Origin of the sequence: Streptomyces sp. NPDC013455 (assembly GCF_040632975.1) — a bacterium.
In the GTDB taxonomy this organism is placed as follows: domain Bacteria; phylum Actinomycetota; class Actinomycetes; order Streptomycetales; family Streptomycetaceae; genus Streptomyces.
Genome location: NZ_JBEYCX010000012.1, coordinates 137,870 through 164,396 on the forward strand (window position 1 = coordinate 137,870; position 26,527 = coordinate 164,396).

Consider the following 26,527-nt stretch of genomic DNA (forward strand, 5'->3'; position numbering starts at 1 on the left):
CGGTCCCCCGGCCCCGGCGGGCGAGCCGCATCCGGTCCCCCGGCCCCGGCCGGCAAGCCGCACCCGGTCCCCCGGCCCCGGCCGGCAAGCCGCACCCGGTCCCCCGGCCCGGGCGTACGGCGCGCCTACCTCCAGCGCCCCCGCTTGGCCTCCACCGCCCGCTTGCCCTCGGCGTACTTCCGCTTCCAGTCCTTTTTGATCTCGGCCCGGAGCCGGGCGTCCGTCTTGGCCACGATCCGCTGGTTCTCCCGCATCAGCTTGCGGTAGCTCTCCAGCCGCCGTCCCGGGAGCTCCCCGCTGTCGACGGCGAGGAGCACCGCGCACCCGGGCTCCGTCTCGTGGGCGCAGTCGTGGAACCGGCAGCGCTCGGCCAGTTCCTCGATCTCGGAGAACACCTGCCCGACACCGCCCTCGGCGTCGAACAGGCCGACGCCGCGCAGCCCGGGGGTGTCGATCAGCACGCCCCCGGAGGGCAGCGGCAGCAGGTTGCGGGTGGTCGTGGTGTGCCGGCCCTTGCCGTCGACGTCGCGGGCCGCCTGCACGTCCATGACGTCCGCGCCGACGAGCGCGTTGGCGAGGGTGGACTTGCCCGCGCCGGACTGGCCGAGCAGCACGCTCGTCCCGGAGCCGACGAGCGCGACGAGCACGTCGAGTCCGTCACCGTGCAGGGCGCTGACGGTGAGCACGGGCACGCCGGGCGCGGTCGTCTCGACGTCCTGCACGAGGTGGGCCAGGGTGGCCGGGTCCGGCACGAGGTCGGCCTTGGTGAGGACGACGACGGGCTGCGCGCCGGACTCCCAGGCGAGGGCGAGGAAGCGTTCGACGCGGCCGAGGTCGAGTTCCACGGCCAGGGACACGGCGATGACGGCGTGGTCGACGTTGGCCGCGAGGATCTGTCCCTCGGACCGCTTGGAGGAGGTGGAGCGCACGAAGGCGGTGCGGCGCGGCAGGTACGCGCGGACGTAGCGCGGGTTGCCGCCGGGCTCGACGGCTACCCAGTCGCCGGTGCACACGACCCGCATCGGGTCGTGCGGGGTGACGAAGGCGGTGTCGGCGCGGACGACTCCGCTCGCGGTGACGACGTCGCACTGACCTCGGTCGACCCGGACCACCCGGCCGGGCAGCAGCCCGTCGGCCGCGTACGGCGCGAAGGCGTCGGCCCAGTTCTCGTCCCAGCCGTAGGGAGCGAGGGCGGTGGACACAGTAGAGGTGGAAGTCAAGGGAGACCCTTCACAAGGGTGGCCCCGGGCGGGCGCGCGGTGCGCGGCCGGTTCAGCCGGTGGCCACGGAGGTGGACTTGATGAGTTCCTGGATGAGGGCAGCGCCCAGCACAGTGACAGCCATCGGTCGACACCTCCTCGTTACTTTCCACCAGTTGTACGGCGGCTCAGTGGGCCACCGCTCATTGTTCGTCTCATCCTAGAGAAGCGCCCCACCCGGCGCCACGGATTTTCGCCCGCCGCCGCAATCCGCCTTCAGCCGCAGCGCTTGACCAGCTTCAGGTTGCCGATCGTGTTCAGCCCGATCACCACGGGGGCGTGGCGTCCCGGGCTCTTCAGCCGGAGCTTGCCGCCGTCGGCGGACAGGAGCGAGCCGCAGCTCGACCCGCCCCGGTGGCTGACCTTCAGATAGACGCGCTCCTTGTCACCGGCGTCGGCCGGTGCCCACCAGGTGACGACGATGCCGGCGAGCAGCAATGACAGCGCCAACGCGACCAGGTACTGCGCCCGGCGCAGCCGCCCCGCCGCAGCCGCCGCCAATGCCACCTTGTACGCCGCGACGGATCCATGGCGGCTGTGCACCGCAGTCAACGTGGTTGCCCGAGGACGGGTGCCGGCCTGTGCGGACAACGCCTGCCACAGACCGGCCAGAGCTGCGAGCAGACCACCACCGATCAGTACGGTGAGCGCGGTCCGCCATTCGGCGGACACGGCGCTGGTGGTGTCGCGTCCCTTGATCACCACGCCTGTGGTGACCAGGGTGATGAACGCGGTGAGGCCGTTGCGCCAAGTCTCGGCACTGGTGCGAACGGTGTCCAAGGATGCCGCTGACAGCGCTGCGAAAGCGTCCCGCTCGGCGATGTCGAAGGCCGAGGGAGCAGCGGACGGCCTGCGCGGCCGGTACGTGGTCACGACGTTCCCTCGGGTGAGGCCGGACCGTCTTCGGCAACGAGCTCCACCCGGAAGCTGACCCCGCAACCCATCGTTCCCTCCGGGGCGTCGGGGTGGGCTACACCGCAGCCGCATGTGACGTCGACCACCACAACACGAGGCTCTGGCATGGCTGTCGTCTCCTCCGTCCCCCCGCGACTCCCGGCGACGTCACCGATGGCCGTGGGCACTTGGACATCGTGGAGTCGTCCCGAGCAACGGGGGCACGGGCCCCACACCTTGGTGGTGAGAATGCCATCGGCGACCTGTGCCGCAGCGTGCAGCAGCTTCCGCTCCAGCAGGTCGTAGGCCCGGTCGGTCCAGATGAAATCCGAGATCGCTGCCCAGGGTTCGGCGGTGTCATGGTCCGGTTCGGCCACAGTCACGGTCATTCTCCTCCGCCGTCGGGGGCTTCACGGTCGGGACCCGCCACTAGAGTGGCATGGTGCGTGACCGCCTCATCACCGCTCTGCTCGATCGTGTGGCGCGGTACAACGAACTGGGCGACAAATCCGCGGTCTTGGCGGAGGCTGCGCTGAACGAGGCCGACCGCCTCCGCCGACTCATGTCGTACGAGAACGGATCGGGGCAGCGCGTCCTGTCCGTCGCGGCGCTCGACGCTCTCATCATGCTCCACCGGGCCAGGCACGCCGCCGAGCCGATCGCATCCGCTTGTGCCGACTACGGCATCGTGCTGCGACTGTCGCTCAGCAAGGCGCAGCTCTTTCCCGATCTCGTCCCGGACGACTTCGCCGAGGCTCTCGCCGCCGCCCGGAAGCTGGCCGCCGAGGCGGACATGCGGGCCCGTCGGCTGGGCCAGGAGTTCGAGCGGACCGGGGGCGTCGAGCACCTCGACCAGGCTGTGTACTACCACCGGTGTGCGGTGAACCTGGCGACGGGCGGAGGGGACGTGCCCGGGCTGACGCTGGCGCGTCTGTCAGCGGTACTCGGCCTGCGTTTCCGTGCCACGGGACGACGTGAAGATCTCGACGAGGCGATCGCCGTGCGCGAGGCGTCGATCGCGGCGACAGCCGACGGGCACCCCGAACTCGCGCGCCGTTGGGTCCAGATGTCGGGCTTGCTGGCGGAGCGGCACGAGCTCACCGGAAACGCGCGTGATCTGGACCGTGCGGTGGCCGAGGGACGGCGCGGTGTCGCGGCCACCCCTCCCGGCACCGCCGCTCAGCCCCGTCGGATGCTCCTCCTGGCATGCCTGCTCGGACGTCACGCCTCTGTGACGAGTGACAGGTCCGAACTCGAGGAGGCCGTGGAACTCGCCCGGAAGGCGATTGAATCCGCGGAATTCGAAGCCGCGGGCTCCCTGGGCGAGGTAAGTCGTCTCGCTGGGGAGCTGCGCGACTGGTACGACCGTGAACACGATCTCGAAGACCTGAACCGGTCCGTCGAGTTGCCGCGTGGTCTGCTCCGCGCCGCGTCGGGAACAACCCTCGCCCGGGCGCGCATGCTGCTCGCGACGGCTCTGTTCTTCCGTCACATCCGCACGGGCGACTTGGCGGACCTGAATCACACGATCGAGCTGGAGCGGCAGGCCCTGCCGGTGTACAAGGCGAGCGGCGACGCGGAACTGCACCGACGCGGTCTGACGAACCTGTTCGTATCGCACCGGGTGCGATACGAACGGCTGGGCAGCCCGGAGGATCTCGACGAGGCCGTTCGGATCGGCACGGAGGCCGTGTCGGGCGGGACCGGCGACGAAGTCGCCCGTTCCGAACTGGGCATGGCCTTCCTGCAGCGGTACCAGCGCACCTTCGAGCCGGCCGACTTCGACCGTGCGTTCCACCTGACCACCGCAGCAGTCGCCGCCTTTCCGGCGGACGTACCCGGCGCCGACCGGGCCGCGGCGCTGAGCCGTCTCGCCCGGGTGCTGGTCACCCGGCTCCAGGAGCAGTTCGATCCAGCCCAACTCGCCACCGTGATCGATCTGGCACGCGACGCTGTGAAGGCCTGTCCGCGGTCCCACACCGACCACGTACGTCATCTCGCCGACCTCGCCAACGGCCTGCTGGCCCGGTACGGCCACAGCGAGACACCGGAGGACCTGGAGGAGGCGATCCACACTCTGGAGTCGGCACTCGCCGTCGGGCCGGTCGCCCATCCCTCGCGCCGGGCCCACCTCGCGATGCTGGCGGAGGCCCTCACCCGCCGTCCCGACCCGAGCCGCGAGGACCTGGACCGCGCGGTGGCACTGACAAGGCAGGCGGTGTCCCTGCCGGGCGAGGACACCTTCGCCGCCCGGTCCTGGCTGTGGCTCGGCAATGCCCTCCGGGAGCGTCACACCCACCGCGGGAACCCCTCCGACCTCCGCCAAGCCGTCAACTGCTGGCGGCACGTGGCCGCTCTGCCCACCGCGACGGTTCAGGACCGCATCATGTCCGGCGCCTCCTGGGGCGCGGCAGCCACTTTTCTCGGCGACGTGCAGTCCGCCGCCGAGGGCTACGATCACGCGGCCGTGCTGCTGCCGCAACTGGCCTGGCACGGATTGCCCCAGGCGGCCCGTGAGAAGTACCTGCTCCAGTGGCCGGGACTCGCCTCCACAGCGGCGGCCGCCCACATCCTGGCCGGTGCGCCGCACCGGGCGGTGGAGGTCCTGGAGCAGGGGCGCACCGTCATCCAAAGTCAGCTCCTGCACACCCGCAGCGATCTGTCCCGGCTCGCGGAGCGGGCTCCGGAATTGTCCGAGCGCCTCCTGTCGGTGCGGGAGCGCATGGACGCACAACGTCTGACGACGGGAGCCGACGCGGACGCATCCCGTGAGCTCGCGCTCGCCCCGCTGAGCCGGGAACGGCTGGCGCAGGAGCGGGCCGCACTGTGCCGGGAATGGGACGACCTGCTCGCCGAGGCTCGGCGGCTGGAGGGGTTCGAGCACTTTCTCACGCCCGTGCCGTACGCCGAGCTGAGCACCGCGGCCGACGGCGGGCCGGTCGTGGTCGTCAATGTGAGCCGCCTTGCCAGCCATGCCCTGGTCATCCGCGCGGCAGAGCCCGTCGAGGTCGTCGAGTTGCCCGGAGTGACGGACGAAGGACTCGCTCGCCAGGCCCAGACGTTCCTCAACGTGCTGCTCGCCCGCCGCCGGGGCAACCAGCCCTTCCTGCGCCGGGAGCGAGACCGGCACGCCGTCCACGATGTGTTGGAGTGGCTGTGGGAGAACCTCGCCCGGCCCGTACTCGACCGTCTGGACTTCACCGGGCGGGACGCCGAGCGGCTGCCCCGCCTCTGGTGGTGCCCCACGGGCCTGGCGGCGCTGCTGCCCCTGCACGCCGCAGGCCGGTACCCGCGCCACCGTACGGCACGCCCAGATTTTGCGCAGACCGTGCCGGGCCGGGTCGTCTCCTCCTACACGGCGACGCTCGCGGCACTGCGCCGCGCCCGCGATCAGCCGGACGGCGGCACCTTCCGCGGTCTGCTGGCCGTCGGCCTGCCCGAGACCCCCGGGCAGGCCGCCTTACCGGGAGTGGAACGCGAACACCGCGCACTGCGGAGTCTCGTTCCGGCGGCGACCCAGGCCAGTGACCTGATCGGGCCGGAGGCGACACGCGAGGCCGTACGGCGGCAACTGCACGAGCATTCGTGGGCGCACTTCGCCTGCCATGCGGAGCAGTCTCTGATGGATCCCGCCCAGAGCGCGTTCCTGTTGTACGACGGCCGCCTCGCCGCCTCCGAGTTACTGGAGATGGATCTGCCCTCCGCCGAACTGGCGTACCTGTCGGCCTGCGAGACGGCGGCCGGCGGGGTCAATCTGCCCGACGAGGTGCTGCACCTCGCGTCGACCCTGCAATGCGCCGGATACCGCCACGTCGTCGCCACCATGTGGAGCATCCTGGACGGTTCGGCTCCCGGCATTGCCGCGCGCTTCTACTCCGCGGTGAACCGGAGCGGTCGGCCGGACGCCGGGCGTGCCGCCCGTGCCCTGCACGATGCGGTGGCGGCGCACCGGGCGCAGGATCCGACGGATCTGTTGCGCTGGGCCGCCTTCCTGCACGTCGGCCCCTGATCCGACCCGGCTCATGCCGTCGAGCAGTACTGGCCGTTGAGCCTGAACCCGGTGGGTGTGCGGTTCGCGTCCCGCCAGGTGCCGGTGAAGCCGAAGGACAGGGTGCCGTGCGCGGCGACGGTCGCGTTGTAGTCGGCGGCGGTGGCGGTGACGCGGGGGCCGTTCTGCTCGGCGGTGGCGTCCCACATCCCGCCGACCCGCTGGCCGTCGGGGAAGGTCCAGGACACCTGCCAGCCGGTGAGGGCCCGGTCGGTGGTGACGGTGACGGCGGCCTGGAAGCCCTCGGGCCACTCGGTGACCAGGTCGTACGTGACCCGGCAGGGGGCGGGCCGGGTGGTGGGACCGGTCGTGGGGCCGGCGTGGTGGGTGGTGGCGGAGCCCTGGGGCCCGGGATCGGGTTCCGTCCTGCGGCGCGCGGCCGTGTCCGCGCCGCCGGCCCTGGCGGGCGGGGCGGCGGGTGAGCCCTGCGCGGCGGGACGGGAGGCGGCGGGACCGGAGGCGGCGGGGCGGGAGGGGGTGGTGCCGGGCGGGGTGCGCGGGACACCCGGGTCGGCGACCGGCTGCCGGTCGTCGTGGGCGGCGGCGGCGCCGGGACCGGAGCCGCCGAACGGCATCATCGACACACCGAGCGCAAGCGCCGACAGCAGCACCGCTGCGGCCAGCAGCCCGCCGCGCAGGACGCGGCCGCGGCCCGTGCCGTCTTGCGGTTCGGCGGCGCCGGCGGCGGGGCGGCCCGCGCCGAGGCGGACCTCGGTGGCGCGCCGGCGGCGCTCCAGGTAGGCGAGGCCGCCCCAGCCGATCACCCCGCCGGCCAGCGCGGCGGGCAGCCCGCCGCCGTGCAGCCGCAGGCAGGCGGCGGCCTCGGCGCATGCGACACAGGTCGCGAGGTGCCGGGACAGGTCGCCGGGGGTCTCGGCGGCGGCCGAGCGGGTGACCGCGTCCAGCAGACGGGCGTAGCTGCGGCACTCCGCGCCGATCGGGGAGTCGAGATGGGCGCGGTGGCAGCGGTCCCGGAAGAGGGTGCGGACCTGGTCGAGTTCACCGGCGACGGTGTCCGCGGCGAGGCCGAGCCGGCGGGCCACGGCGGGCAGCGGCAGCGCCTCCACCTCGGCCAGCCACAGCAGCGCTGCGTCCGCCTCCTGCATGTCCCGCAGGCCGCGCAGCGCGACCGGGCGGCGCAGCGGGGGCCCGGAGAACCGGGCGGCGCCGTCGGAGTTGAGCCACAGCCTCAGGTCGGGGTCGAGCCTGTGCCCCCGCCCGTCGGCCTCCCAGCCGGCCGCGGTGGCGCGTACGGCGGTGAGCAGCACCGGGATCGTCGGCAGCCGTGCGGTACGGCGGCCGGCGCCCCGCACGGGGGTGCCGGCCGTGGCGCGCACCTCGCGCATGCCGAGCGCGAAGGCCTCCGTGGCCAGCTGATGGGCCGTCAGGGACCCGGACGTGCACAGGTCCGCGTACGAGAGCACCGCGTCCCAGCACTCCGAGAACAGCGCGGCCTCGGTGTCGTCCTGGGGGGTCGGCAGGTCGGGCATGGGACTCCTGCATCCACGAGCGAGGCCAACTCACCAAGTAGGGAAGGGAGTTGCGGAAACCTCACGGCAGGGCACAGAGCCTTTCACGTCTACGACACAACTGACAAGCGGCCTGTTCACATCCGGTTACCGAGGGTGGCGGCGCGCCGTCGGGGCACGCCGCCGGGCTGCTCGCCGTGGTCGGGTCACACCGCCGCCGACGCCTCCGACGCCCGCCCCGCGCCCCTCGCCGGGTCACCCGTCGCGTCGTCCGCCGGCCCCTCCACCGGGCCTGCCGCCGAGTCGTCCGCGGGGAGGCTGTCCATGAAGGAGCTGACGGAGAAGACGGCGCGGCCGGGGCCGGGCGGGCCGTAGCCGGGCGGGGAGGAGAGGCCGAAGTCCTCCATGGTCTGCCGGTAGGCCTGGAGCAGCCGGATGTGGTACTCCAGCGGCGCGCCCTGCGGGTTGGCCTTGCCGAGCGGGGTGGTGGGCTCCGGGCACCACGTGGTGAAGCGGGGCGTGATGCCGTGCGACATGAAGAAGCGCAGGCCCTCGGTGGTGGAGTCGATGGCCTCGTCGACGGTGGTGAAGCCGAACGGTTCGGCCATCTCCACGCCCGCCACGAAGTTGGGGATCACGTTGCGCGCGCCGAACACCTCGGCGGAGTCCAGGATCCGGCGGTGCCACTCATCCCGGCCGACGTACCGCTCCTTGCCGGGGCAGTACAGCTCGAACAGCCGGCGGTCCCACACCTCGAAGTTGGGGTGGTAGATCTGCACGCCGTAGTCCTTGAACCGCTGCACGTCCGCCTTGGGCAGCGCCTGGGCCACGACCTTGCCGATCCAGCGGCCCGGGAAGCGCTCCTCGATGGCCTTGGCGTAGTGGCCGTAGAAGTCGGCCTCGTCCCGGCCCGCCACCTTCGACGTGATCGCGCCGCCGGTGAGGGTGTAGGCGGTGGACGCCTTCTGGGTGTCGTACCGGTCGATGATCTCCAGCGCCTCCAGGACCTCCTCGACGTCCTTGACGCCGGTGTACGGCCGGCCGGCGGCCTTGTGCTGGCGCCAGTTGTGGTTGATGTCGCAGTACTGGCACTCCTCCTTGGCGCCGAAGTACTGGCAGACCCGGAAGACGGTGAGGTAGATCAGGTAGCCCCACTGGATGGTCGGGGCCACCTCCATCACGGACTTCCCGTTGGAGAGGGTGTGCCGGTAGTACTCGGGCATCGGCGGCACCCCGACGTCGGCGATGCGCCTGCCGTCGAGGTACAGGCCGAGCAGCCCCTCCTGGTCGGCGGCGACCCGGTAGGGCGAGGCGGGGTTGACCCGTACGGAGACGACCGTACGCCGCAGGTCGTACGGGCCGCCGGTCAGGATGATCTCCTCCGGCGGCCGGCGCAGCGCGGCCTCGCCCAGCTCGGGCAGGGTGCCGTGGTCGAAGGAGAAGATGAAGTACGACTTCGGCTTGACGTCCCCTCCCTCGTTGTCGCTGAGCGCGGACGCGTCGAAGGCGACACCGCCCCGGAGCAGGTCCTCCTTGAAGACGGCCTCCCTCGGCACGTGCGGGAAGCGCTCCATCAGATCCTCGACCAGCGCGGTACGACTGCCCATGCGTCCGTCTCCTCCCGGCTCAGGCGTACGTCCCTCACCGTATGCCCCCGCCGCCGGCTCACCCCTGCCGGGTCCCCGCTCGGCGCGCGATGTGTTCCGGTACGGCGGTCCCCGGCCGCAGCGCCGGGTCCGGGACGGGCACGCCCCAGGCTTGGGTGAGCGGCAGCACACCGGCCCACAGTCCGCGTTCCGCGTCGGGGCCGTCGCCGTCGTCCGGCGCACCGGTGCGGATCTTGACGGAGGCCTCGTACAGGCTGACGGCGAGGAGGGTGGTGGCGGCCAGTTCCCTGCGGTCCGGACGACGGGCGTACGACCACTGGCCCGGGGCGGAGTGCTCGGTCAGCAGGCGCAGGCCCTCCAGCTTCTCGTCCGGGTCGGTGACCTTCCGGGCGGTGCCGTGGATCACGGCGCTGCGGTAGTTCACGCCGTGCTCGAACACGGACCGGGCGAGCACGAGCCCGTCGACGTGCGTGACCGTCACGCACACGGCGGTGTCCGCGGCGAGACTCCGGCTGGCCACCGAACCGTGCAGGTACAGCCGGTGCTCGTCCCGTCCGTAGACGGTGGGCAGGACCACCGGCCGCCCGTCGACCACGACACCCAGGTGACAGACGAATCCCGCGTCGAGGATCGCTTCCAGGTCGGCCCGCTCCACGCTGCCCTGCTCGCGCAGCCTGCGGTGACGGGTGCGGTCGGTGACGGGCAGGGCCCTGGGGAGCGGTTGCGAGGTCATGCCCGGAGGCTACCGATATCGCGCCATAGGGGCCAGAGATTTGCGGATCAAGGCGAATCGAGCTCGCAAGACAACGAAATCCGTGGAGCGATCGTCTTCCGGTCAGGCCGTCCGGCTCAGTTCCGCATGGTCGACCGGGTACCGGAGTGGCTCGCCCGACACGAGCCGCTCCGCCTCCTCCACGACCGTGCGGCCGAGGCGGGCCACCTCGTTGCCCTGGGAGCCGGCCAGGTGCGGGGTGACGAAGGCGTTCGGCAGGTCGTACAGCGGGGAGTCGGCCGGCAGGGGTTCGGGGTCGGTGACGTCCAGAACCGCGCCGAGGCGCCCGGTGCGCAGCTCCGCGACCAGCGCCTCGTGGTCGACCAGGGCGCCGCGCGCGGTGTTGACGAGCACCGCGCCGTCGGGCATCAGCGCCAGTTCGCGCGCGCCGATCAGGTGCCGGGTCTCGGTGGTCTGCGGGGCGTGCAGCGTGACGATGTCGCTGGTGCGCAGCAGCTCGTCCAGGCGCAGCAGCGGGACGCCGAGCCGGGCGGCTTCGGGAGCGTCCACGTAGGGGTCGGCGAGCGAGACCGCGAGGTCGAAGGGGCGGAGCAGTTCGATCAGACGGCGGCCGATCCGGGAGGCGCCGACGACACCGACGCGGCGGCCGTGGTTGCCGATGCCGGGGACGATGCCGCCGCAGGGGAAGGCGCGCCGGTCGCGGAGCCGGTCGCGGAAGGCGAAGACGTCCTTGCCGGCGAGCAGGATCACGGCGAGCGTGTACTCGGCGACCGGCAGGGCGTTCGCGGCGGCGGCCGAGGAGACGAGGATGCCCCGGCGCCAGACCTCGGGCGTGGTGAACCCCTTCACCGAGCCGGCCGCGTGGAGTACGGCGCGCAGACGCGGGGCGGCGTCCAGGGCGGCCGCGTCCAGGCGGGGGCAGCCCCAGCCCGTGACGAGGACCTCGGCGCGGGCCAGGGCCTCCCGCGGCCGGGGGTCGGTGAAGTCCTCCGCGACCAGCGCCGGGTCGACGTCCAGACAGGCGCGCAGCCGCGCCAGCAGCTCGGGCGGGAAGACGTGCGGCAGGTTCCGGGCCGTCATGGCGAACAGCGCCTGGGGACGCTCGGGCAAGGACGTGCTCCTCCGGCTCGGCACGGCACGGGTCGCAAACGGTTTCTACCGTAGGCCGGACCGCATGAGAGGGTCAACGAACACGCAGCTCGCCGGGGAGGACACACCGATGACCGACGCCGCAGGACCGGGAACCAGGAACGGCACGGGCGTGCGCACGAACTGGGCGCGTACCGTCACGTACGGCGCGCGGGAGTTCCACCGCCCGCGCACGCCGGAGGAGCTCGCCGCGCTGGTGGCCCGCAGCGCGCGGGTGCGGGTGCTGGGCAGCGGGCACTCGTTCAACCGCATAGCCGATCCGGGCCCGGACGGGGTCCTGCTGTCCACCGCCGGGCTGCCGCAGGTGATCGACGTCGACTCGGCGGCGCGCACGGTGCGGGTGGCCGGCTCGGTCCGCTACGCCGAACTGGCCCGCACGGTGCACGCGCACGGCCTGGCCCTGCCCAACATGGCCTCCCTGCCGCACATCTCGGTGGCCGGTTCGGTGGCCACGGGCACGCACGGCTCCGGTGTGCGCAACGGCCCGCTGGCCTCCGCGGTCCGGGAGGTGGAGATGGTCGTGGCGACCGGTACGACCGTCACGATCGGCCGGGACGATCCGCGGTTCGACGGTGCCGTGACCTCCCTCGGCGCGCTGGGCGTCGTCACCGCGCTCACGCTCGACCTGGAGCCGGCGTACGGGGTGGAACAGCGGGTGTACACCGGACTCCCGCTGGCCGGGCTCGATTTCGAGGCCGTGGCGGCTTGCGGGTACAGCGTGAGCCTGTTCACGGACTGGCGGGAGCCGGGCTTCCGGCAGGTGTGGGTGAAGCGGCGCACGGACCGGCCGGCGGTGGACTTCCCGTGGGCGGCGCCCGCGGCCCGCCCGCTGCACCCGGTGCCGGGCATGCCGTCGGTCAACTGCACCGAGCAGCTGGGCGTGCCGGGACCGTGGCACGAGCGGCTGCCGCACTTCCGGGCGGAGTTCACGCCGAGCAGCGGGGAGGAGATCCAGTCCGAGTACCTGCTGCCGCGGCCGTACGCCCTCGACGCGCTGCACGCGATCGACGGCGTACGGGAGGCGGTCGCGGGTGTGCTCCAGACCTGCGAGGTACGGACGGTGGCCGCCGACCCGCAGTGGCTGAGCCCGGCCCACGGGCGGGACTCCGTCGCGCTGCACTTCACCTGGGTGCGTGACGAGGCGGCGGTGCTGCCGGTGGTGCGCCGGCTGGAGGAGGTGCTGGCGCCGTTCGATCCGCGCCCGCACTGGGGCAAGGTCTTCGAGACGCCTTCGGCCGTGCTGCGCGGGCGCTATCCGCGGTTCGGCGACTTCCGGGCCCTGGTGCGCTCCCTGGATCCCTCCGGCACGTTCGCCAACGCCTTCGTGCGGGAGCTGCTCGGCGGCTGACGGCCCGCGGACCCGACGCGGGGGCCGTCGCCGGATGCCCGACCGGTGCCCCGCGTCGGCGGATTGCCGTCCCCGGCGCCGCAGGCCCGGCTCCGGTGCCCCGCACCGCAGCCCTGCACGGCCGTACGGCTGCCCAGCACTACGGCGGCACGGCCACCCGGTCCCGGGGGCCCCACGCCGGATGCCCGGCCCCGGTGCCCCGCGCGCCGCACGCCCGGCTCCGGGGCCCCCGCCGGATGCCTCGCTTCGTGGTCCCCGGCTCCGGAGCGGACTTCCTCCAGCCCCTTTCCTAAGCCCTTGTCGAATCAGGCTCCCAGCTCATAGCCTGACGGCCGTGCCGGTCGCCGGTGCCGACGCCTCCCCGGGCCGGCCCCCGGTCCGGCCCGGCCCGGGCCGCTCCGGCCCGGTCCGGTCTGCACGGGAGGGGAGGGCAGCCGCGTGAAGCGCACGTCACGTGACATCCGCACCGCGAACCGCTACGAGGTGCTGCGCCAGATCATCGCCGAGTCTCCCACCTCCCGTCAGGAGCTGGCGGCCGCCACCGGGCTGAGCCTGGCCACGGTGGCCACACTCGTCGGCGAGCTGCTGGACCTCCGCCTGATCACCGAGGTGGGGTTCGAGGACTCGGCCGGAGGGCGCCCGCGCGGCCTGGTCGCCGTCAACGCGTCGGGGGGCGCGCTGATCGGCGTGGACATCGCGGAGACGTACGTCCACGTCGAGCTGTTCGACCTGGCGCTGAACGTACTGGCCCGCGCCGACGAGGACATGCGGCCCGGGGAGAGCCGGCCCGAGCAGGTGGTCGGGCACGTCGCCGCCGCGGTCGGCTCGGTGGTCGCCCAGGCCGGGGTCGAGGCGGCCCGGGTGCTCGGCGTCGGGGTCAGCGTGCCGGGCCAGGTGGACCGGGACACCGGTGTGGCGGAGTACGCGCCGAACTGGGACTGGCACGACGTGCCGTTGCTCGACCTGCTCGCCGAGCACATCGCCTACCCCCTCCACCTCGACAACCCGCTGCGCGCCTGCGCGGTGGCCGAGCTGTGGTTCGGCGCCGCGCGAGGCCGCGGGGACGCCGTGGTGGTCAACCTCGGTACGGGGGTCGGCGCCGGACTGGCCCTCGGCGGCGGACTGCACCGGGGGGTGAGCAACAGCGCGGGCGAGTGGGGGCACACCACGCTCGTGCTGGACGGACGGCTGTGCCACTGCGGCAACAACGGCTGCGTGGAGACGTACGTCGGGGCGCCCGGCATCATGCAGAACCTGCGCGAACTGAGCCCGGACTCGCCGCTGCTGCACCCCGAGGACCAGACCGCCACCATCGACGCGCTGGCCCGCGCCCTCGCCGAGGACGACCCGGTCGCGCTCAAGGTCGTCAGGGACACGGCCCGGTACCTCGGCGCAGGCATCTCCGACCTGATCAACCTGCTCAACCCCGAAGTGGTCGTGCTGAGCAGCTGGGTGGCCGCCCGGCTGGGCGAACCGCTGCTGGGCGAGGTCCGTCAGGCGGTCGCCCGGCACGCCCTGCGCCGGCCGCTGGCCGCCACCGAGATCGTCCTCTCCCCGATCCCCACCGACCCGGTCTCCCTCGGCGCGGCCACGTTCGCGCTGGAGGGTGCTCTGCGGCCGGCCGGGCAGCGGTCGGCGAAGCGGACCACCGCGGGGAACCGCACGGCACCGCCCGCGTGACGAGACGGGGACCGCACGCGTCCGTGGGCCGCCGGCCGTCTCCCTGACCCGGTGACCTCATCTCCCGTTTCCCCTACCGGTGTTCGTGATCCCGAACCACGTACAACAACTCCCGCGGACTTCGTCCAACCCCTTGCCGAAGGCTTAGCCGAAGGTTAGCGTCCCGCACCACGCCCCTGACGGGCCGACGGGCCGACGGGCGTGGGAGCCGCAAGCCGTACCGGGACTAGCGAAGGACGTCAGCATGTCGGCACAGAGCAGCACCTGGGACCGCCGATCGATACTCCGGGCCGCCGCGGGCCTGGCCGCCGCGGGCTCGCTCGCCGCGTGCGGCGGCAACAACGGCCGGGGCGGCGGCTCCGGTTCGGGCGGGCAGCTCGTCCAGTACTTCCACGCGTACGGGGAACCGGGCACCGAGCAGGCCGTCAAGCGCTACGCGAAGGCGTACCCGAAGGCGGACGTGACCACCCGGTGGATCACCGGGGCGAACTACGAGAGCAAGCTGTTCGCGTCCCTGCTCACCGAGCAGGCGCCGGACCTGTTCGAGTTCCACCCGCAGATCCAGCTCGTGCGCAGCGGCCAGGTGGCGGACCTGACGGACATCGTCGCGCCGGTCAAGGACGACTTCAACCAGGCCGACATCACGTCCCACACGGTCGACGGCAAGATCTACGGCGTCCGGATGATCGACGACCCGCAGTTCTTCTTCTACCGAAAGTCCCTGCTGGAGAAGGCGGGCGTCGAGCCGCCCACCACCCTGGACGAACTGATCGAGGCGGCCGCCAGGCTCACCACGAGCAAGGTCAAGGGCGTGTTCCTCGGCAACGACCTGCACGCGGTGATCAACCCGCTGATCTGGTCGGCCGGCGCGGACACCCTGAACGAGAAGAACGAGATCGCCTACCACACGGACGGCGTGATCGAGGGCCTGAGGAAACTGCGCGCGCTCTTCACCAGCGGCGACCTGCTGCTGGACGCCCCGGCCGACTTCTGGGACCCCTCGGCGCTCAACCAGGGCCTGTGCGCGATCCAGTTCTGCGGGATGTGGGCCATGCCGCAGTTCCAGCAGGTCCTCGGCGACGACCTCGGCATCATGCCGTTCCCGAAGGTCACGGACGCCGGAAAGCCCTCCGTCTACAACGGCGGCTGGTCGATGTTCGTCAACGCCAGGGGCGGACGCGCCGACGAGGCCAAGGAGTACGTGAAGTGGCTGTGGATCGAGCGGGAGAAGTACCAGGAGGACTGGGCCACGTCGTACGGCTTCCACATCCCGCCGCGCACCTCCATCGCACGGTCGGCGACCAAGCTCAAGACGGGACTGCCGGCCGAGGGCGTGGAACTCTTCCAGCGGTACGGGCACTTCGACAACATCGGCTGGACCCAGGCGATGATCACCGCCACGGAGGACGTCTTCGCCGACTGCGTCCGCAAGGGCGGTGACCCGGAAGCCGCGCTCGACAGGTGCGACAAGACGGTGAACGCCGAGCTGAAGAAGCTCTTCGGATAGGCCGCCGGACGGATACCGACATGCCGACCACCACCACGCGCGGCCTCCCGAGCCCCGCCCCGGCGCCGACCGCCGAGGCCCGGCCGCGGCGCCGGCTGCGCGGCAGCCGCACCGCGAACTTCTGGCTGTTCACGAGCCCGTTCCTGCTCGGGCTGATCGTCTTCGTCTACATCCCGATCGGCTGGAGCGTCTACCTCAGCTTCTTCGAGGCCCGCTTCACGGTCACGCCCAGCGATTTCATCGGTCTGGACAACTACCGGCAGATCCTGACGGACACCAACTTCACCGGCTCGCTGGTCACCTTCACCATCTTCGCCGCCTTCATCGTGCCCACCACCTGGGCGCTCTCCCTCGGCCTGGCCCTGCTGGTGAACCGGCTGCGCTTCATGCGGGCGTTCTACCGGTCGGTGTTCTTCCTGCCGACCGCGTGCAGCTACGTCGCCGCCTCGCTCATCTGGAAGATGTCCCTCTTCAACGGCGTCCGCTTCGGACTGGCGAACACCGTGCTCGGGCTGTTCGGCGTGGAGAACACCGCCTGGCTCGCCAACCCCGACCCGCCCTGGTACTGGCTGGTCGTCATCACCGCCCGGCTGTGGCTCCAGTCCGGCTTCTACATGATCCTCTTCCTGGCCGCACTCCAGAACATCCCGCAGGAGCTGTACGAGGCCGCCGCCATCGACGGCGCCAAGCGGGGCTGGCAGACCTTCCGCTACATCACGCTGCCGCAGCTGCGGGCCACCTCCACGGCCGTGGTCCTGCTGCTGCTCGTCGCCGCCTACCAGGCCTTCGACGAGTTCTTCAACCTGCTGTCCAAGACGACCTGGGGCCGCCCGCCGCTGGTCGAGCTGTACTACACCGCGCTCGGCCAGGACCAGAACTACGGCAAGGGCAGCGCGGGTGCCGTGGTGCTGACCGTGCTGATCTGCGTCGTCACCCTGTTCCAGGGGAAGATCATGGGCTTCGGCCGGGGTGAGGAGCCGAAGTGACCACGACCGCACCCGGCAGCGGCCGGCGCGCCCGGCGCGGCGGGCTGATGAGCTCCACGGGCCTGTACCTCGCCACCAGCGTCGCCGCGCTGCTCTTCCTCGTCCCCTTCTACCTGCTCGTCCGCAACGCCCTGGCCACCGACCCGGAGATCACCGGCGAGGACTGGACGTTCTTCCCCTCCCCCATCCGATGGGGCAACCTCACCGAGCCGTTCGACGACCCGACGGTCGACTTCGGCCGGTCGATGTGGAACTCGCTCGTCGTCGGCGTCCTGCACACGGCCGGCACGCTCTTCGTCTGCTCACTGGCCGGCTACGCCCTCGCCCGCATCCCCTACAAGCACGCCGGCAAGGTCTTCTACGCTGTCCTGGTGACCCTCATGGTCCCGGCGGCGGTGACCTTCGTCCCCAGTTTCGTACTGGTGTCGTCCCTGGGCTGGGTGGACAGCTACCGGGGCCTGATCGTCCCGGGCCTGTTCAGCGGTTTCACCTGCTTCCTGTTCCGGCAGTACTTCCTCGGCTTCCCGAAGGAACTGGAGGAGGCGGCGCGCGTGGACGGGCTCGGCCACTGGGGCGCGTACTGGCGGGTCGTCGTACCGAACTCGCTGAACTTCTTCGCGGCGATCGCCACCATCACCTTCATCAACGGCTGGAACGCCTTCCTGTGGCCGCTGGTCATCGGCCAGGACCCGAGCGCCTGGACCGTCCAGGTCGCGCTGTCGTCGTACATGACCAACCAGACCGTCAACTACCACCTGATCTTCATGGCGACCGTCATTTCCATCCTCCCCCTGCTGTTCGTGTTCCTCTTCCTCCAGCGCTGGCTGGTGCAGGGGATCGCGCAGACCGGCATCAAGGGCTGAGCTAGGAGACCGATGTCCTTGCGCACCACCACAGTCACCGACTACGTCGAGGACGTCTCGCCGGGATCCGGGGCCCTGCCGCCCCGGGCCTGGTACGCGTCCTCCGACGCCATGTCCCTGTCGCTCAACGGCACCTGGCGCTTCAGACTGTCGGACACGGCCGACGCCGAGGACGACTCCTTCGCCACGGAGGGGTACGACGCCGGTGCCTGGGCGGAGGTGTCGGTACCCGGCCACTGGGTCCTCCAGGGGCACGGATCCCCCATCTACACCAACCACCTCTACCCGTTCCCGGTCGACCCGCCCCGGGTCCCGACCGAGAACCCGACCGGCGACCACCTGCGCCTGTTCGACCTGCCCGCGGACTGGCCGGCCGACGGCGGCTCGGTGCTCCGCTTCGACGGCGTCGAGTCCTGCGCCCGCGTCTGGCTGAACGGCACCGACCTCGGCGAGTTCAAGGGCTCCCGGCTGCCGCACGAGTTCGCGGTCGGACACCTGCTCAAGCCCGCCGGCAACGTCCTGGCGGTCCGGGTCCACCAGTGGTCGGCGGGCTCGTACCTGGAGGACCAGGACCAGTGGTGGCTGCCCGGCATCTTCCGGGACGTGACCCTGCTGCACCGCCCGGCGGGCAGCGTCCACGACTTCTTCGTGCGCGCCTCCTACGACCACACCACCGGCGAGGGCACGCTGCGGGTGGACGCCGACGTGGACGGCCGGGTGACCGTGCCGGACCTCGGCATCGACATCGGGACCGGCGAGTCGGCGACCGTGCCGGTGGAGCCGTGGTCCGCGGAGTCGCCCCGGCTCTACGACGGTGTGCTGGCCACCGAGGGCGAGCGGGTGCCGCTGCGCATCGGCTTCCGGACGGTGGCGCTGTCGGACGGCCTGATCACGGTGAACGGCCGCCCGTTGCTCTTCAAGGGCGTCAACCGGCACGAGTGGCACCCCGAGAGGGGCAGGGCGCTCGACCTGGCGGCCATGCGCGAGGACGTGCTGCTGATGAAGCGGCACAACGTCAACGCGGTCCGCACCTCCCACTACCCGCCGCACCCGGCCTTCCTCGACCTGTGCGACGAGTACGGCCTGTGGGTGATCGACGAGTGCGACCTGGAGACGCACGGCTTCACCGAGCAGGACTGGCGGGACAACCCCGTCGACGACGACCGCTGGACCCCGGCCCTGCTCGACCGGGCGGCCCGCATGGTCGAGCGGGACAAGAACCACCCGTCGGTCGTCATCTGGTCGCTCGGCAACGAGGCCGGAACCGGCCGGGGCCTGACCGCGATGGCCGAGTGGATCCGCGGACGGGACTCCTCCCGGCTGCTCCACTACGAGGGCGACCCCACCTGCCGGGACACGGACGTGTACTCGCGGATGTACGCGGACCACGCCGAGGTCGAGCGGATCGGCCTGGGCCGGGACGGCGGGCCGCTCGGGCGCCGCCGGCTCCCCCTCGTGCTGTGCGAGTACGCGCACGCCATGGGCAACGGACCCGGCGGACTCGCCGACTACCAGCGGCTCTTCGAGGCGCACCAGCGGCTCCAGGGCGGCTTCGTCTGGGAGTGGATCGACCACGGCATCGCCCATCCCGGCCTGGGCTTCGCCTACGGCGGCGACTTCGGCGAGGAACTGCACGACGGCAACTTCGTCTGCGACGGCCTGCTGTTCCCGGACCGGCGGCCCTCCCCCGGGCTCATCGAGTTCAAGAAGGTGATCGAGCCGGTGTCCCTGACCGGCGACGGCACGGACGGCACCGTACGCGTCACCAACAAGTACGACTTCGCGGACCTGTCGGCGCTGGCCTTCTCCTGGTCGTACGACGTCGAGGGGGAGCCGGTGGCATCAGGCACCCTGCCGGTGCCCGCGCTGGCGCCCGGCGAGTCCGCCGAGGTCCGGCTGCCCGCCGTGCCGGCCGGGGCGCCGGCCGGAGAGGCCCACTGGACCGTGCGGGCCCGGCTCGCCTCCGCCGCTTCCTGGGCGCCGCGGGACCACGTCGTCGCCTGGGGCCAGATCCCGGTGACGGCGCGCCGGGTGCCGTACGTCGCCCAGACCGCCCGGCCGGTGCGCGGCGACGGGCTGATCGCCCTCGGCCCGGGCGCCTTCGACGCCCGGACCGGGGCGCTGCGGAGCATCGGCGGCGTGCCCGTCACGGGGCTGCGCCTGGACGTGTGGCGGGCCACCACCGACAACGACGACGGTGCGGCCTGGCAGTCCGACACGCGCTACGGACTGCTGTGGCGCAGGCTCGGTCTGCACCGGATGCGGCACCGGCTGGACGCCGTGTGCGTGGACGAGGACGCGCTGACGGTCCGCACCCGGGTGGCGCCGGCCGCCCGCGAGCTGGGACTGGCGACGGTGTACCGCTGGACCTCCGACGGCGACCGGCTCCGGCTGACCGTGTCCACCGTCCCGGAGGGCGACTGGACCGTCCCGCTGCCCCGCCTCGGCATCCGCTTCGGGCTGGCCGCGGCCGACCGTGTGCGCTGGTACGGCGGCGGTCCCGGCGAGGCGTATCCGGACACCCGGGCGGCGGCCGCCGTCGGCCGCTGGGAGTCGACGGTGGACGGGCTGCAGACGCCGTACGTCCGCCCCCAGGAGAACGGCGCCCGGATCGACGTGCGCTGGGCGGAGCTGGGCGGTCTGCGCGTCGAGGGCGACCCGGCGTTCTTCCTCACCGCCCGGCGCTGGACCACCGAGCAGCTGGACGCCGCGGCCCACCGCACCGACCTGATCCCCGCCACCGGTGACGGCTCAGCCCCCGCGGTCTGGGTCAACCTCGACCACGGACAGCACGGCATCGGCTCGCAGTCCTGCGGCCCCGGCCCGCTGCCGCGCTACCACCTGAGGGCCGAACCGGCACGGTTCTCGTTCGTCTTCTCCCTCACCCCCGGCGCACAGCCCCACTGACCGACGGCACCCGCCCCCCACCGCCGACCGGCTCACGGCTCCGGGACCTCCCCGGCCCCCAGCCGGCCGGCGGTGACTGACGTGCCGCACTCTCTGCGTGACACATACCTACGACGCCCCTATCGCAGATGTTGCCTGATCACCTCGATGTCACGCCGATCCTTTTCGCGACCCATACCGTGATCCACGAATTTGACTTTCCATTCAAGCACCCTCGCCAGCGGCATGAACCTGATTCCTTCGATGACCTCGGCCTCTTGTATCAACATCCCGACGGGATACCCGAACCATCCATCCAGGATTTCAATGGTTCCGCCGAACAAGGCTACGTGCTGCGCAAAACCCAGCGGTGCCGCCTCCGGATGCCCCATTTCCAGAGCCCTGCTCCAGGCCGCACCGCCTGCCACCACATCGATATCACCGATTTCCCGCCTGAGGCCATGCGCGAACATGGGGCCGCTTCCGGCAACCACGTAACCATCCACCGGAAGACTCAATGAGATAAGTTGCCGAAAGAAAGGATGTTCGCGCACCATGCATATCTCCTATAGTGGCGGTATACCAAGTGCCAGCCTAGTGGTGACAGATGCCGCAAGAGCTGCCGCCACGCTCACCAGGGTCCCGATCAGATAGTAGTCCCCAACCAGCTTTCCGCCCTCCCTCGCGCCCGGGGCACGCGCAAACGACTTGGCCGTTACCACCAACGCCGCCGCTTCGGGACTCCCGGCAACAAGGAATGAGTAGAGGAGGAATCTCTCAACCCATCCGACGTGAGGACCCACCTTGATGAACTCGTTGACATTCTCAGGGAGGTCACCGGAGGCGACTTTCTCGCGGATCTCCGAAATGAGCGGCTTCACGGCTGCGCCGATAATGAACTGGCATCCGAACACCGCCAGCAACAGACCTGAGGCAGCGATCAGGAATCGGTCGTCACCATTGATCACCGTGCGCAGATGATCCGCAACTCCGCGCCATCCCAAGTAGATCAAAAAAATGGACGTCGCGGCAGCCCCGACGGCCGCTAAGTACTTGGAGTAGGTCATGGTCGGTGTCGGGACCCAGCTCCAGTCCACAGAGGAGCCACTCCACGGCCTCATGAACATGGCCATGCTGATGGCAAAGAGAGTGACGCCGACCAATGCCGACCACGCAACGCTTCCGCGACTCTGAGGCAACAGAACAACGGCTCCGTAGAGTGCAGTGAACGCCACTCCGTACGCGGGGAGTTTCTTGTACCAGCCCAGACCAGCCGGCACGGACACCGCCGCGAGCAGGCCGATCGACGTGCGAGCGAACTCCATGGGCACTCCCCTTCATCCGGCCGTTCCACCCTCAGCCGCCTCCTGCTGCCGAGCGTCCCGGCCGCTCCGCTACCACTCGGCAGGCTAGTGCCGTGACCGAGAAGGTTCACCGGCTCTGGCCCTCCGCGGTAGAGACAGCCAGGTCGATTCAGTTGGTCAGAACGGAAAGCACGTCAGCGAAGGACATGGTCGTGTCGGGCTGGAGGCGCAGGGTCTCGCCCCGGAAGGACCGCACCTCCAGCCAGCTCTGCGGCGATGCCGTCGGCAGTGCGTCCATGAGCTTCTGGACGTCGTCCGGACGGAAGACCTTGAACTTCGGTGACGGTCGGTAGAACGACGGCTGGATGTCGAAGCGCAGGTCAACGGCGGGATATGGCGCTCGTCGCCAGTCGCTGCAGGGCAGCGAGGCATGACCGTGGATGCGGGCGTCGACCAGTACCTCAGGGTCCTCGTCCCCGATCTCGCAGTTGAACACGGGGACGGCTGTCGCCACCCGCGCTGCCGCCGCCGGATACGCAGCACAGGCCCGGCCCAGTGCCGGCGAGCAGAACAGCGCGTAATCGAAGGACCCGACCGGACGCGGCAACGGCACCTTGTGGTGGGACCGGCCGTCGAAGGCGAGGTCACGCCGGGAGCAGAGGAAGTCCAGGAACTCGGCAACCTCAGCGTTCTGGTGGCTGCCGGCTCGCACTGCGAAACGGACCGCGGTGTGTCCCTGCTCGCGCAGCACGTAGTACTCGAAGAAGCCCATCGGGTGATCGGGCGTGCGCGCGCAGCAGTAGACCTGGTCGAAGCCCTCGACCGGCATGAACTCGGGGACCGGCGCATAGGGGCCGGCCGCCCTGGTGATGACGTCCAGCACCGGTGTCCCGGCCTCGGCTTCCGCCGGATCAGAGGGTGGTTCCACCTCGGTGAAGCCCTTGCGGAGACGCTCGTTGATCTTGCGTGCCGCGTGGCGTCGCGCCTGTTCCTCGTCGTCGAGGATTGTCGTGCTCCCCTTGCCCGAGGTGCGGTCGGAGCCCCAGCGAAGGAAGCAGCGGATCCCCTCCTGGCGGATCTCCCAGAATTCGAGCGTGACGTCTTGGCGTTCGAACCGCCGCCATGTGGTCATCGGGCCTCCCATGTCGCCTGCGGTGGGCCCGCGCCGGGACCGCACGCGGGTGACCCTATCGCTCGCCTGGGAGCTCGCTTCTCCGGTGGTCAGGACGCCGGGATGCGCATCCGTCCGCCCCAGCGGATGCCTTTCTCACTGCGGATGCGGGCGCGCTCGCGCCGCTGGGCGGCGAGGACGTCGGGATGGCGCGTATTTTGGTTGCGCCAGCGCAAGTACGCGGGAAGCGCTCGGGTCTGGCGCTCGGGTCTGGACGGCATGGTTGGGGTGGTTCGCGTTGGCGACCGTGAACTGCCGCAGCGGCCCGAAATGGGCCTCGATCGGGTTGGCCCAAGACGCGTAGGTCGGGGCGAAGCACAGCTCAACCCGGTTCTTCCTCGGCCCGGCCGGACGGCGCTCCGATCTACGTCATCCTGGACAACCTGTCCGCTCACAAGAGCGAGACGGTCCGGCGCTGGGCGAGAGTGCTACACGTCGTGGCGGCCGACCGGGTTGAGGTGCCGCACTTCGCTGGCCGCAGCACGGTGCTCTGCGCTGCCGGGCGGACCGCGGTGGCCGGGCGGCTGGCAGTGCCTGGGGAACCGCCAGCCGTGGGATGGCAGGAGGTTCTCCGCCGTCTGGGGCAGCCGCCAGCTGCTCGACGTCGTCCTGGTGAGGCCCGAGGTGGTGCTGGGGATCGGCGCCGACGCCGCCCGCGACAGCGCCGGACGCTGGCGTCACCCGCTCCGGCCTCACCGGGCGCGCACCGATCTCGACGTTGCGGGTGTTCGGCTGTTCGGTGGTGCCCAGGCCCTGTAGACACCACCCCGGGCGGGCCAGGCACCGGATGCGGCCGGAGGGTATTCGGCGGGTCCAAAGTCCGAGGTCCGGGAGCTTGGTGACCACCTGGGGGCGGTCGTTGTCGAGGAACTTGGCGGTGAGGTCGCGCCCGCCGACATCCGTGATGGCCCATTCGACGACGAGCTTGCCCTCGCCTTCGCAGGTCCAGACCCCGGCCGTCGTCCTGCCGGATCCGGGGCGCAGGAGTTCGCTGCGGCCCTTGCAGATCAGGTCGTCCTTGGTGGTGGTGTCCTCGTCGTGGAGCTCGGCCTCCAGGACCCAGCCGGTGCTTGCCGAGGCGCCCTTGATCAGGATCGTGTTGTTGTCGTCGTTTTCCCAGGTGCCGTTCCGCGGCAGGTCGCCGACCTGCTTCCCGCGGTTGAGCGGGGCGTCCTTCTCGCACACCCGAGCCGGGCTCTTCTGCGGGGCGGTGAAGTAGGTGTACTTCTTGCCGTCCTGGATGACACTGAACGTTCCATAGACCTCGGCGCAGTTGTCGTCCTCGACGGTGCCCTTGATGTCGACGAGGTAGGCGTGCTTGATGGTCAGGGCGTAGGTGCCCTCCGGGTACTCCCGGCTCGACATTTTGGCGATTCGAGCCAGCTCGATCTCGGTCTCGGACTTTGGCGTCATGGAGGTGCTCCGTTCACGAAGTGGGTGGGCGGCCAGCATGCCGAGCTTCCACCTCTGCGCGGCGGAGCCACTCCGCGCATCGCCCGCCCGAAGGACGACCCCCGGGACCAGCCCCGCGGGAGGCGCGCTCACCCGTTCGGTCGTACCCGAACGGCATGGGGCCGGTCGTTCAAGCTGAACGTCTCACGACATCCAACCGGCCGAGGCCCCGCCAACGCCAACCCGGTGAACCTATGCGGTCACAGCACTAGCCGGTACTTCCCTCGCAACGGCCTCCCGCGAACCGTCAGCTGCTCAGCCGGGATGGCTCCATGAGCGCGCGAGCATAGCCGTGGGCCACGAGGACGGCCGCGCCCGGATCTTCGCCGCCGCCCTCACCACCGACCGGGGCCGCACGCTGTCGGGGGCGCACCGACTTTCCTAGGTACTCTAGGATTCTACCTAGGCATCCAAGGAGGTGGAATATGGCCCGGGTGGGACTCACCGCCGAGCGGCTGGTGGCGGCGGCCGCCGAGCTGGCGGACGAGGTCGGCTTCGACCAGGTCGGCATCTCCGCGCTGGCCCGTCGCTTCGGCGTCAGGGACGCGAGTCTGTACTCGCACGTCCGCAGTCTGCAGGACCTGCGCACCCGGCTCGCGCTGTACGCCGGCGCCGAGCTGATCGACCGGATCGCGGCCGCGGTGGCCGGGCGCGCGGGCAAGGAGGCGCTGACGGCGTTCGCCGGCGCCTACCGGGACTACGCCCTGCGCCACCCGGGCCGGTACGCGGCCACCCAGATCCGGATCGACCAGGCCCTGGTCGCCGGCTCCCCGGCGCTGCGCCGCACCGCGGAGATCACCTACGGCATGCTGCGCGCGTACGGCCTGCACGAGCCGGACCTGACGGACGCGGTGCGCCTGCTGCGCAGCACCTTCCACGGCTACTGCGTCCTGGAGAGCGCGGGCGGCTTCGGCGCGGACCGGGACGTGCGGGCCTCCTGGGACAAGGCGGTCGACGCCCTGCACATCACCCTCGAACACTGGCCCCGGGAGAGCGACGGCAATGGCTGACACCCCGTACTTCGACGCCACGGGCCACGGCCCGGTGCTGCTGCTCGTGCCGGGCGGGGCCGGGCACCCGATGGGGCTCGGCCCGCTGACCGAGCGGCTGGCGACCCGCTTCACCGTGGTGACGTACGACCCGCTGGGCCTCGCGCACGGCCGGCTCGGCCGGCCGGTCGCCGAGCAGCGGGTGGCGGACTGGAGCGAGGGCGCCCGGCGGGTGCTGGACGCCGTGCTGCCGGCGGACGAGCCGGCGTTCGTGTTCGGCACCAGCTCCGGCGCCATCGCGGCGCTGGACCTGCTGGCCCGGCACCCCGGGCGGCTGGCGCACGTGGTCGCGCACGAGCCGCCGTGCGTGACGCTCCTGCCCGACGGGGCGGCGCGCCGGGCGGAGCTGATCCGGCAGCTGGACGGACCCGGACGGCCGCCCGCCGAGGGCGGGTCGGCGACCCCGATGGGCGTCTTCCTCGCCCGGGTGCTGCGTCCGTTCACGCAGTACGCACCCGCCGTCACCCCGCCGCCGGGCCGGCTGACGATCGCCTTCGGCTCCGATTCGCGCGGTCAGCTCCTGCACCGGACGGCCGAGTCCCTCGCCGCGCGGCTGGGCAACGGCATCACCGCGTTCCCGGGCGGTCACCTCGGCACACTGGACCACCCCGTGGAGTTCGCGGACCTGCTCACCGAGACGCTGCACTCCGGCGCCGGGGTGTCGGCGTAGAGGAGGCTGCCGGCGCCCGGACGGCGAACGGCCCGTCACAGGGGCGCCACCGACCACACCGGTACCGCGGACGGCCCGTCCGCGGCCGTGAACCGGAAGGCGGCGGCCGGGCCGTCGGACCAGGTCACCCGCATCTCGTAGCCCCGGTGCCCACGGTCCCCCCGACGCCCCCCATGCCCCCCGTGCTCCCCGTGCCGCCCGTCGTCGGTTCGTACCGCCACGGAGACCAGCTCCGGCAGGGGCGACGGGTCCGGGTCCCGGGTGAGCCGGGCGAGCGCCACGAAGAGCGTGCCCCCGCCGTCCCCGGCCGGGCCGGTCAGCCCCGCCGACAGACCCGTGCCGCCGCCGTCCCCCGCCGGGCCGGTCAGCCCCGCCGACAGACCCGTGCCGCCGCCGTCCCCCGCCGGGCCGGTCAGCCCCGCCGACAGACCCGTGCCGCCGCCGTCCCCCGC

20 protein-coding genes and 2 pseudogenes are annotated in these 26,527 nt (G+C 71.6%); 9 read left to right on the top strand and 13 right to left on the bottom strand.

Features of this window, described 5'->3' with window-relative positions; genetic code table 11:
* Window positions 1-125 precede the first annotated feature (125 nt).
* The 3 genes from rsgA to ABZ576_RS20710 all read right to left on the bottom strand — a co-directional run bounded on the left by rsgA (window position 126) and on the right by ABZ576_RS20710 (window position 2,536).
* Complete coding sequence (gene rsgA / locus ABZ576_RS20700; protein WP_360742441.1) at window positions 126-1,220, bottom strand: ribosome small subunit-dependent GTPase A; 1,095 nt, start codon at window positions 1,218-1,220, stop codon at window positions 126-128.
* Between the two features lie 255 nt (window positions 1,221-1,475).
* Window positions 1,476-2,132 (bottom strand): hypothetical protein, encoded by a 657-nt coding sequence (locus ABZ576_RS20705; RefSeq protein WP_360742444.1) that lies wholly within the window; start codon window positions 2,130-2,132, stop codon window positions 1,476-1,478.
* Window positions 2,129-2,536 carry a hypothetical protein gene (locus tag ABZ576_RS20710; protein WP_360742447.1) on the bottom strand — a complete coding sequence of 136 codons (408 nt, stop codon included), beginning with the start codon at window positions 2,534-2,536 and terminating at the stop codon, window positions 2,129-2,131. The genes ABZ576_RS20705 and ABZ576_RS20710 overlap by 4 nt, the downstream gene beginning before the upstream one ends.
* 56 nt (window positions 2,537-2,592) lie before the next feature.
* Between ABZ576_RS20710 and ABZ576_RS20715 the strand changes: the two genes are divergently transcribed.
* Entirely contained in the window at window positions 2,593-6,162 is a 3,570-nt protein-coding gene (locus ABZ576_RS20715; protein ID WP_360742450.1) for a CHAT domain-containing protein, read from the top strand.
* A gap of 11 nt (window positions 6,163-6,173) precedes the next feature.
* On the opposite strand, the gene ABZ576_RS20720 is transcribed toward ABZ576_RS20715, so the two are convergent.
* The 4 genes from ABZ576_RS20720 to ABZ576_RS20735 all read right to left on the bottom strand — a co-directional run bounded on the left by ABZ576_RS20720 (window position 6,174) and on the right by ABZ576_RS20735 (window position 11,120).
* Window positions 6,174-7,691, bottom strand: a complete 1,518-nt coding sequence (locus ABZ576_RS20720) for a cellulose-binding domain-containing protein (protein ID WP_360742453.1) — start codon at window positions 7,689-7,691, stop codon at window positions 6,174-6,176.
* Window positions 7,692-7,876: 185 nt separating this feature from the next.
* On the bottom strand, window positions 7,877-9,277 hold the full coding sequence (locus ABZ576_RS20725) for a radical SAM protein (RefSeq protein ID WP_360742456.1): 1,401 nt from the start codon (window positions 9,275-9,277) through the stop codon (window positions 7,877-7,879).
* A 58-nt stretch (window positions 9,278-9,335) separates the two neighbouring features.
* A complete protein-coding gene (locus ABZ576_RS20730; RefSeq protein ID WP_360742459.1) occupies window positions 9,336-10,010 on the bottom strand; it encodes a pyridoxamine 5'-phosphate oxidase family protein in 675 nt (224 codons plus the stop codon).
* Window positions 10,011-10,112: 102 nt separating this feature from the next.
* Window positions 10,113-11,120, bottom strand: a complete 1,008-nt coding sequence (locus ABZ576_RS20735) for a hydroxyacid dehydrogenase (RefSeq protein WP_360742462.1) — start codon at window positions 11,118-11,120, stop codon at window positions 10,113-10,115.
* A 109-nt stretch (window positions 11,121-11,229) separates the two neighbouring features.
* Between ABZ576_RS20735 and ABZ576_RS20740 the strand changes: the two genes are divergently transcribed.
* From ABZ576_RS20740 to ABZ576_RS20765, 6 genes are all read left to right on the top strand, one after another.
* Complete coding sequence (locus ABZ576_RS20740; RefSeq protein ID WP_360742465.1) at window positions 11,230-12,507, top strand: FAD-binding protein; 1,278 nt, start codon at window positions 11,230-11,232, stop codon at window positions 12,505-12,507.
* A gap of 438 nt (window positions 12,508-12,945) precedes the next feature.
* Window positions 12,946-14,187 (top strand): ROK family transcriptional regulator, encoded by a 1,242-nt coding sequence (locus ABZ576_RS20745; RefSeq protein ID WP_360742468.1) that lies wholly within the window; start codon window positions 12,946-12,948, stop codon window positions 14,185-14,187.
* A gap of 244 nt (window positions 14,188-14,431) precedes the next feature.
* The gene (locus ABZ576_RS20750; RefSeq protein ID WP_360742471.1) at window positions 14,432-15,694 is read left to right on the top strand and encodes an extracellular solute-binding protein; all 1,263 of its coding nucleotides are present in this window, start codon (window positions 14,432-14,434) and stop codon (window positions 15,692-15,694) included.
* A gap of 20 nt (window positions 15,695-15,714) precedes the next feature.
* The gene (locus ABZ576_RS20755) at window positions 15,715-16,680 is read left to right on the top strand and encodes a sugar ABC transporter permease (RefSeq protein WP_360742474.1); all 966 of its coding nucleotides are present in this window, start codon (window positions 15,715-15,717) and stop codon (window positions 16,678-16,680) included.
* Complete coding sequence (locus ABZ576_RS20760; protein ID WP_360742477.1) at window positions 16,677-17,543, top strand: carbohydrate ABC transporter permease; 867 nt, start codon at window positions 16,677-16,679, stop codon at window positions 17,541-17,543. The genes ABZ576_RS20755 and ABZ576_RS20760 overlap by 4 nt, the downstream gene beginning before the upstream one ends.
* A 12-nt stretch (window positions 17,544-17,555) precedes the next feature.
* A complete protein-coding gene (locus ABZ576_RS20765; RefSeq protein ID WP_360742480.1) occupies window positions 17,556-20,450 on the top strand; it encodes a glycoside hydrolase family 2 TIM barrel-domain containing protein in 2,895 nt (964 codons plus the stop codon).
* 119 nt (window positions 20,451-20,569) lie between these two features.
* Here the strand turns inward: ABZ576_RS20765 and ABZ576_RS20770 are convergent, their stop codons facing one another.
* The 5 genes and pseudogenes from ABZ576_RS20770 to ABZ576_RS20790 all read right to left on the bottom strand — a co-directional run bounded on the left by ABZ576_RS20770 (window position 20,570) and on the right by ABZ576_RS20790 (window position 24,356).
* A complete protein-coding gene (locus ABZ576_RS20770; RefSeq protein ID WP_360742483.1) occupies window positions 20,570-20,986 on the bottom strand; it encodes a hypothetical protein in 417 nt (138 codons plus the stop codon).
* A gap of 9 nt (window positions 20,987-20,995) precedes the next feature.
* Complete coding sequence (locus tag ABZ576_RS20775) at window positions 20,996-21,754, bottom strand: hypothetical protein (protein WP_360742486.1); 759 nt, start codon at window positions 21,752-21,754, stop codon at window positions 20,996-20,998.
* A gap of 148 nt (window positions 21,755-21,902) precedes the next feature.
* On the bottom strand, window positions 21,903-22,865 hold the full coding sequence (locus ABZ576_RS20780; RefSeq protein WP_360742489.1) for a WGR domain-containing protein: 963 nt from the start codon (window positions 22,863-22,865) through the stop codon (window positions 21,903-21,905).
* Window positions 22,866-22,954: 89 nt separating this feature from the next.
* Window positions 22,955-23,240, bottom strand: a pseudogene (locus ABZ576_RS20785) (IS630 family transposase); the annotation flags it as partial.
* Between the two features lie 33 nt (window positions 23,241-23,273).
* Window positions 23,274-24,356 (bottom strand): hypothetical protein, encoded by a 1,083-nt coding sequence (locus ABZ576_RS20790; protein WP_360742492.1) that lies wholly within the window; start codon window positions 24,354-24,356, stop codon window positions 23,274-23,276.
* Window positions 24,357-24,781: 425 nt separating this feature from the next.
* Here ABZ576_RS20790 and ABZ576_RS20795 point away from each other — a divergent pair, with 425 nt between their 5' ends.
* Together ABZ576_RS20795 and ABZ576_RS20800 are read left to right on the top strand one after the other, a co-directional pair.
* Window positions 24,782-25,366 (top strand): WHG domain-containing protein, encoded by a 585-nt coding sequence (locus ABZ576_RS20795; RefSeq protein WP_360742495.1) that lies wholly within the window; start codon window positions 24,782-24,784, stop codon window positions 25,364-25,366.
* On the top strand, window positions 25,359-26,075 hold the full coding sequence (locus tag ABZ576_RS20800; protein WP_360742498.1) for an alpha/beta fold hydrolase: 717 nt from the start codon (window positions 25,359-25,361) through the stop codon (window positions 26,073-26,075). Before ABZ576_RS20795 ends, ABZ576_RS20800 begins: the two co-directional genes overlap by 8 nt.
* 35 nt (window positions 26,076-26,110) lie before the next feature.
* Here ABZ576_RS20800 and ABZ576_RS20805 read toward each other — a convergent pair.
* Window positions 26,111-26,527 (bottom strand): annotated as a pseudogene (locus ABZ576_RS20805) (hypothetical protein); the annotation flags it as partial.

What these genes read in the sequence shown, in the direction of transcription:
- ABZ576_RS20720 (WP_360742453.1), bottom strand. Translation starts at nt 7,691, where the DNA reads ATGCCCGACCTGCCGACCCCCCAGGACGACACCGAGGCCGCGCTGTTC.
- ABZ576_RS20765 (WP_360742480.1), top strand. Translation starts at nt 17,556, where the DNA reads ATGTCCTTGCGCACCACCACAGTCACCGACTACGTCGAGGACGTCTCG.
- ABZ576_RS20740 (WP_360742465.1), top strand. Translation starts at nt 11,230, where the DNA reads ATGACCGACGCCGCAGGACCGGGAACCAGGAACGGCACGGGCGTGCGC.
- ABZ576_RS20715 (WP_360742450.1), top strand. Translation starts at nt 2,593, where the DNA reads ATGGTGCGTGACCGCCTCATCACCGCTCTGCTCGATCGTGTGGCGCGG.
- ABZ576_RS20750 (WP_360742471.1), top strand. Translation starts at nt 14,432, where the DNA reads ATGTCGGCACAGAGCAGCACCTGGGACCGCCGATCGATACTCCGGGCC.
- ABZ576_RS20770 (WP_360742483.1), bottom strand. Translation starts at nt 20,986, where the DNA reads ATGGTGCGCGAACATCCTTTCTTTCGGCAACTTATCTCATTGAGTCTT.
- ABZ576_RS20780 (WP_360742489.1), bottom strand. Translation starts at nt 22,865, where the DNA reads ATGACCACATGGCGGCGGTTCGAACGCCAAGACGTCACGCTCGAATTC.
- ABZ576_RS20800 (WP_360742498.1), top strand. Translation starts at nt 25,359, where the DNA reads ATGGCTGACACCCCGTACTTCGACGCCACGGGCCACGGCCCGGTGCTG.
- ABZ576_RS20730 (WP_360742459.1), bottom strand. Translation starts at nt 10,010, where the DNA reads ATGACCTCGCAACCGCTCCCCAGGGCCCTGCCCGTCACCGACCGCACC.
- ABZ576_RS20755 (WP_360742474.1), top strand. Translation starts at nt 15,715, where the DNA reads ATGCCGACCACCACCACGCGCGGCCTCCCGAGCCCCGCCCCGGCGCCG.
- ABZ576_RS20725 (WP_360742456.1), bottom strand. Translation starts at nt 9,277, where the DNA reads ATGGGCAGTCGTACCGCGCTGGTCGAGGATCTGATGGAGCGCTTCCCG.
- ABZ576_RS20775 (WP_360742486.1), bottom strand. Translation starts at nt 21,754, where the DNA reads ATGGAGTTCGCTCGCACGTCGATCGGCCTGCTCGCGGCGGTGTCCGTG.
- ABZ576_RS20795 (WP_360742495.1), top strand. Translation starts at nt 24,782, where the DNA reads ATGGCCCGGGTGGGACTCACCGCCGAGCGGCTGGTGGCGGCGGCCGCC.
- ABZ576_RS20790 (WP_360742492.1), bottom strand. Translation starts at nt 24,356, where the DNA reads ATGCTGGCCGCCCACCCACTTCGTGAACGGAGCACCTCCATGACGCCA.